The sequence below is a fragment of the Salipiger bermudensis HTCC2601 genome (genome assembly GCF_000153725.1).
Classification (GTDB): domain Bacteria; phylum Pseudomonadota; class Alphaproteobacteria; order Rhodobacterales; family Rhodobacteraceae; genus Salipiger; species Salipiger bermudensis.
Genome location: NZ_DS022276.1, coordinates 2100214 through 2105341, shown reverse-complemented (window position 1 = coordinate 2105341; position 5128 = coordinate 2100214). Strand labels below are relative to the sequence as shown.

Below are 5128 nucleotides of genomic sequence, written 5' to 3'. Positions count from 1 at the left end.
CCCCCTGGCGACGCGGGCGCAGCCCGCGGCGCAATCCCTCGCAACAGCAGCGGCGCTCAGTGCCCGCCAAGGATCCCAGTGCGCACGTGGTAATCCACCGCCAGCGCGTAATCGGGGTCGTCGTCGCTGTCGACCATCAGGTGCCCGGCCTTGCTCAGCAGCCGGTGACAGTCGCGCGACAGGTGGCGCAGCTGCAGACGCTTGCCGGCGGCCTCGTATTTCGCCGCCATCGCCTCGATCGCCTGCAGCGCCGACTGGTCGACCACCCGGCTGTCGGCGAAATCGACGATCACCGTCTGCGGATCCTCGGCCACGTTGAAGATCTCGGCAAAGCCCTCGGCCGAGCCGAAGAACAGCGGCCCCTGCACCTGGTAGACCTTGGCCCCCTCGGGCGTGGTGTAGCTGCGCGCGTGGATGCGGCGGGCATTGTTCCAGGCATAGGCCAGCGCCGAGACGATGACCCCCACGACCACCGCCACGGCGAGGTCCTCGTAGACCGTCACCACGGTCACCAGCACGATGACGAAGGCGTCGATCAGCGGCACGCGGAACAGGATCCGGAGCGAGTTCCACGCGAAGGTGCCAATCACCACCATGAACATCACGCCGACCAGCGCCGCCAGTGGGATCAGCTCGATCAGTGGCGAGGCGAAGAGGATGAAGCTCAGCAGGAACAGCGCCGCGGCGATACCGGCGATGCGGGTGCGGCCGCCGGAATTCACGTTGATCATCGACTGGCCGATCATCGCACAGCCGCCCATGCCGCCGAAGAACCCGGTGACGGTGTTGGCCGCGCCCTGGGCGATGCATTCCTGGCTCGCGCCACCGCGCTGGCCGGTCATCTCGCCCACGAGGTTGAGCGTCAGCAGGCTCTCGATCAGGCCGATGGCGGCGAGGATCACCGCGTAAGGCAGAATGATCTCAAGCGTTTCCCAGGTCAGCGGCACCGCCGGGATATGGAAGGCCGGCAGCCCCCCCTGGATCGAGGCCAGGTCGCCGACTCGCGGCGTGTCGAGCCCCAGCGCGATCACCAGCACCGCGGTGACGGCGATGCCCGCCAGCGGCGCGGGGATGATCTTTGTGAGCTTCGGCAGCAGCCAGATCACCGCCATGGTCAGCGCCACCAGCGCCAGCATCAGGTAGAGCGGCATGCCGCTGAGCCACTCGCCACCCGACGTGCCATGCCCCGAGACCTCGGCGCTGCCCGGCACCTTGAACTGGGTGAGCTGGGCCATGAAGATCACGATGGCCAGCCCGTTGACGAAGCCCAGCATCACCGGGTGTGGCACGAGCCGGATGAACTTGCCCCAGTGCATGACCCCGGCAAAGATCTGCAGGATGCCCATCAGCACCACGGTGGCAAAGAGGTATTCCACCCCGTGATCGGCCACCAGCGCCACCATGACCACCGCAAGCGCGCCCGTCGCGCCCGAGATCATCCCCGGCCGGCCGCCGATCACGGCGGTGATCAGCCCGACCATGAAGGCGGCGTAGAGCCCGACCAGCGGGTGCACGCCGGCGACGAAGGCGAAGGCCACCGCCTCGGGCACCAGGGCAAGCGCCACCGTGAGCCCCGACAGCACGTCGGTCTTGATCTGGCCCGGCGTCAGCCGGGTGGTGGGGGCGATGCTGAGATCGGGCATCGAGATGCGTCTGGCGTACCGTGCCAGGAGGGCCTTTGCCATGAGTCTGTCCTGTTGCTTTGCTGCTGCGCGTCTGCGCGGATACTGCAGCGCGGCGAAAATTGCCAGCGTTTCGACCCGCAGAGCCGCGTCTGTACCGGTCTGCCGCCGATTTCGCAGCGGCGCAGTCGATCACGCGAGCCTGCGCGCCTTGCCTGCGAGACGCAGGCCCCCGCCACTCCGCCCCGCCCTTTCCATCTGCGCCAGCCGGGTGCACTCTGTCGCAAAGGACGCGGCAATGGCACGGAGGCCCCATGAGCAACACCATGATCGGCGTGATCGGCGGATCCGGGGTCTACGATCTCGACACGCTCGAGGACAAGCGCTGGCAGGCGGTCGAGACGCCCTGGGGCGCGCCCTCGGACAAGATCCTGACCGGAACGCTCAATGGCGTTCCCATGGCCTTCCTTCCGCGTCACGGCCGGGGCCATGTCCATAGCCCCTCCTCGGTGCCCTACCGCGCCAATATCGACGCGCTGAAACGGCTCGGCGTCACCGACGTGATCTCTGTCTCCGCCTGCGGCTCGTTCCGCGAGGAGATGGCGCCGGGAGATTTCGTCATCGTCGATCAATTCATCGACCGGACATTCGCACGCGAGAAGAGCTTTTTCGGGCAGGGCTGCGTCGCGCATGTCTCGCTCGCCCACCCGACCTGCCCGCGGCTCGGCGCGGCCTGCCTGGGCGCCGCGCGCGAGGCCGGCATCACCGTGCATGACGGCGGCACCTACCTCGCCATGGAAGGCCCGCAATTCTCCACCCTGGCGGAATCGCGCATGTATCGCGACGGCTGGGGCGCCGACGTGATCGGCATGACCAACATGCCCGAGGCCAAGCTCGCCCGCGAAGCCGAGCTCTGCTACGCCTCGGTCGCCATGGTCACCGATTATGACAGCTGGCATCCCGAGCACGGCGCCGTCGAGGTCTCGGACATCGTGCGCGTCCTCACCGGCAACGCCGAGAAGGCGCGGCGCCTTGTCGGGCGCTTGCCTGCCCATCTCGGCCCCTCACGCGCGCCCTGCCAGCATGGCTGCGACCGGGCACTCGACCACGCGCTGCTCACCGCGCCCGGGCACAGGGACCCCGCGCTCCTGAAACGGCTCGACGCGGTGGCCGGGCGGGTGCTGGGCTGAGCCACTGTCTTCGCCTCAGGGCAGCGGCACCTCTCGGATCAGGCCGACCTTGGCCCGCGCCACCACGTCGAGGGTGAAGCCGCTCGCCCCTGCGCAGCTGCCCCCGGTCGGCGCAATGGCGCCCCGGTTCAGATCCGGGCAGGCAGCGGCGAAGCGCTCGGGCTCGCTGAAAAGAAGAGGATCGGACTGGAAGCTCACGCCGACCGTGTTGCGGCTCAGGCTCGAATCCTCGCGCAGCCGGGTTTCGACCAGCGACTTGATGACGATGCAGGCGGTTTTCTTGCGCTCGACCACCGCAGTCACCACGTCACAGAAGCAATCAGAGCGGATCCGGCTCTGCGGGCTGCCCTCGATCCGGCTCACCTCGCCGGTGAAGGACAGCCCTGTGAGCGAGGCCGCGGTCACGGGCGCCCCGCCCGAGCCGAGCCCGAAGATCTCCTTCGAGCGGCGCGCGAAGGCAAAGACCTTTTCCTCGGCAGCGTCGAGCACATTGTAATAGCGCGACCGTATCTCGCTGTTGGGCGACTGATCCGGGCTGAGCTCCACCGAACAGAGCAACGCCTCGATGCGCGTCCCGTCCGGCGACAGCGCCACGATGTCGCCGGCCTCGAGAGGCTCGTTGCCAAGATGGCGCTGCATCTCGTTCTTGATCGAAACATCCATCTTGCTCACCCCGGTCAGCAGGGCGAAACAGACCACGAGAAAGGCTGTGAGGCCAATGGCGGTCATCACCGGCTTGACCATCGGCTCAGCCCCCGATCTTCGGGCAGCACACGCCCGGACCGCATTCGTAGTGGCTCGCCGGGCACACGGTCGGCGCAGGAGGCGGCGCAGGGATCGTCGGTGTGGGCTGGGCCTGCAGGGCTGCGCTGGTGCTGCCGACGAAAGCGGCGGCAGCCAGGCCGGCACGAATGAAGGCTGTCATCGTCAATACTCCGGGTCAAAAAAATGCAATTGGCGTTGTGAATACCCCATAAAATAGCGTGTTTTGCAGATTCGCTCAACTCAAGGGGTATCTCGCCGTTCCGAAGCGGCAGTCAGCGCGCATCGGGTGGCAGATCCCGACCTGCTGTGCGGCATCTGCGGGACAGTCGCGGGCGCCATCCAGCATCCCTGTTGTCAGGCCGTGCGCAAGGCGACACTCTGCGCGCAACCAAGGAGTTCCATTCCGATGCCCCTCGACCTCTGGCTGACCTTCGTTGCCGCCTCGACCGCGCTGCTGCTGATCCCCGGCCCGACAGTGCTGCTGGTTCTGTCCTACGCGCTCTCCAAGGGCCGCTCCGTCGCCGTGGCCTCGGCCACCGGCGTGGCCCTCGGAGACCTGACAGCCATGTCGCTGTCGCTTGCCGGGCTCGGCGCGCTGGTGATGGCCTCGGCGACGCTTTTCACCGCGCTGAAATGGATCGGCGCCGCCTATCTTGTCTGGCTCGGCATCAAGTTGCTGCGCTCTGCCCCGAAGGACGGGCTTGCCCTGCCCGGCACCGAGGTCACCACGCGGGGCGTGTTCACCCACGCCGCCGCGGTGACGGCGCTCAACCCCAAGAGCATCGCCTTCTTCATCGCCTTCGTCCCGCAATTCCTGACGCCCTCGGCGCCCTTCCTGCCGCAATTCGCGATCCTCGTGACCACCTTCGTCAGCCTCGCCGCAGTCAACGCGCTGGCCTACGCGTGTGCCGCCGACCGGCTGCGCGCCGCCATCGCCCGCCCCTCCGTCATCGCCTGGCTGACCCGCGCGGGCGGCGCCGCGCTGATCGGCATGGGGCTTTTCACCGCCACCCTCCGCCGCAGCGCCTGAGAGAGACATGATCCAGCAAAAACAGGTCCAGGACTACATCCGCGCCATCGTCGACTTCCCGCATGAAGGCATCATCTTCCGCGACGTGACCACGCTCTTCGCCGACCCGCGGGGCTTTCGCATGGCGGTCGACCAGCTGCTGCACCCCTATGCCGGCATGCGCTTCGACAAGGTGGTCGGGCTCGAGGCCCGCGGCTTCATCCTCGGCGGCGCGGTGGCCCACCAGCTCTCCGCCGGCTTCGTGCCGATCCGCAAGAAGGGCAAGCTGCCCGGGGCCGTGATCTCCGAGGCCTATACGCTGGAATACGGTGAGGCGGTGGTCGAGATCCACGACGACGCCATCCTGCCCGGCGAGCGCATCCTGCTGGTTGACGACCTGCTCGCCACCGGTGGCACCGCCGAGGCCGGCATCAAGCTGGTGGAGCGCTTGGGCGGCGAGATCATCGGCTGCGCCTTCATCATCGACCTGCCCGATCTCGGCGGCCGCGCCCGGCTCGACGCCATGGGCATGGATGTGCATG

General features: G+C 67.8%; 5 protein-coding genes. 3 read left to right on the top strand and 2 right to left on the bottom strand.

The window, feature by feature from the left end; all coding sequences use genetic code 11:
- Positions 1–56: 56 nt before the first annotated feature.
- Positions 57–1685, bottom strand: a complete 1629-nt coding sequence (locus R2601_RS10050) for a SulP family inorganic anion transporter (RefSeq protein ID WP_007797448.1) — start codon at positions 1683–1685, stop codon at positions 57–59.
- A gap of 251 nt (positions 1686–1936) precedes the next feature.
- On the opposite strand from R2601_RS10050, the gene R2601_RS10045 reads away from it, so the two are divergent.
- On the top strand, positions 1937–2812 hold the full coding sequence (locus tag R2601_RS10045) for an S-methyl-5'-thioadenosine phosphorylase (protein ID WP_007797446.1): 876 nt from the start codon (positions 1937–1939) through the stop codon (positions 2810–2812).
- A gap of 15 nt (positions 2813–2827) precedes the next feature.
- Here R2601_RS10045 and R2601_RS10040 read toward each other — a convergent pair whose 3' ends face one another.
- Positions 2828–3556: a hypothetical protein gene (locus tag R2601_RS10040; RefSeq protein ID WP_007797444.1), complete on the bottom strand. Its 729-nt coding sequence runs from the start codon at positions 3554–3556 to the stop codon at positions 2828–2830.
- 427 nt (positions 3557–3983) lie between these two features.
- Here R2601_RS10040 and R2601_RS10035 point away from each other — a divergent pair, with 427 nt between their 5' ends.
- Positions 3984–4607, top strand: a complete 624-nt coding sequence (locus tag R2601_RS10035; RefSeq protein WP_007797441.1) for a LysE family translocator — start codon at positions 3984–3986, stop codon at positions 4605–4607.
- 7 nt (positions 4608–4614) lie between these two features.
- Positions 4615–5128: adenine phosphoribosyltransferase (locus tag R2601_RS10030; protein WP_007797438.1), on the top strand; the 514-nt coding region annotated here is incomplete at its 3' end.

Coding starts and splice junctions, on each gene's coding strand:
- R2601_RS10050 (WP_007797448.1), bottom strand. CDS start 1,685: ATGGCAAAGGCCCTCCTGGCACGGTACGCCAGACGCATCTCGATGCCC.
- R2601_RS10045 (WP_007797446.1), top strand. CDS start 1,937: ATGAGCAACACCATGATCGGCGTGATCGGCGGATCCGGGGTCTACGAT.
- R2601_RS10040 (WP_007797444.1), bottom strand. CDS start 3,556: ATGGTCAAGCCGGTGATGACCGCCATTGGCCTCACAGCCTTTCTCGTG.
- R2601_RS10035 (WP_007797441.1), top strand. CDS start 3,984: ATGCCCCTCGACCTCTGGCTGACCTTCGTTGCCGCCTCGACCGCGCTG.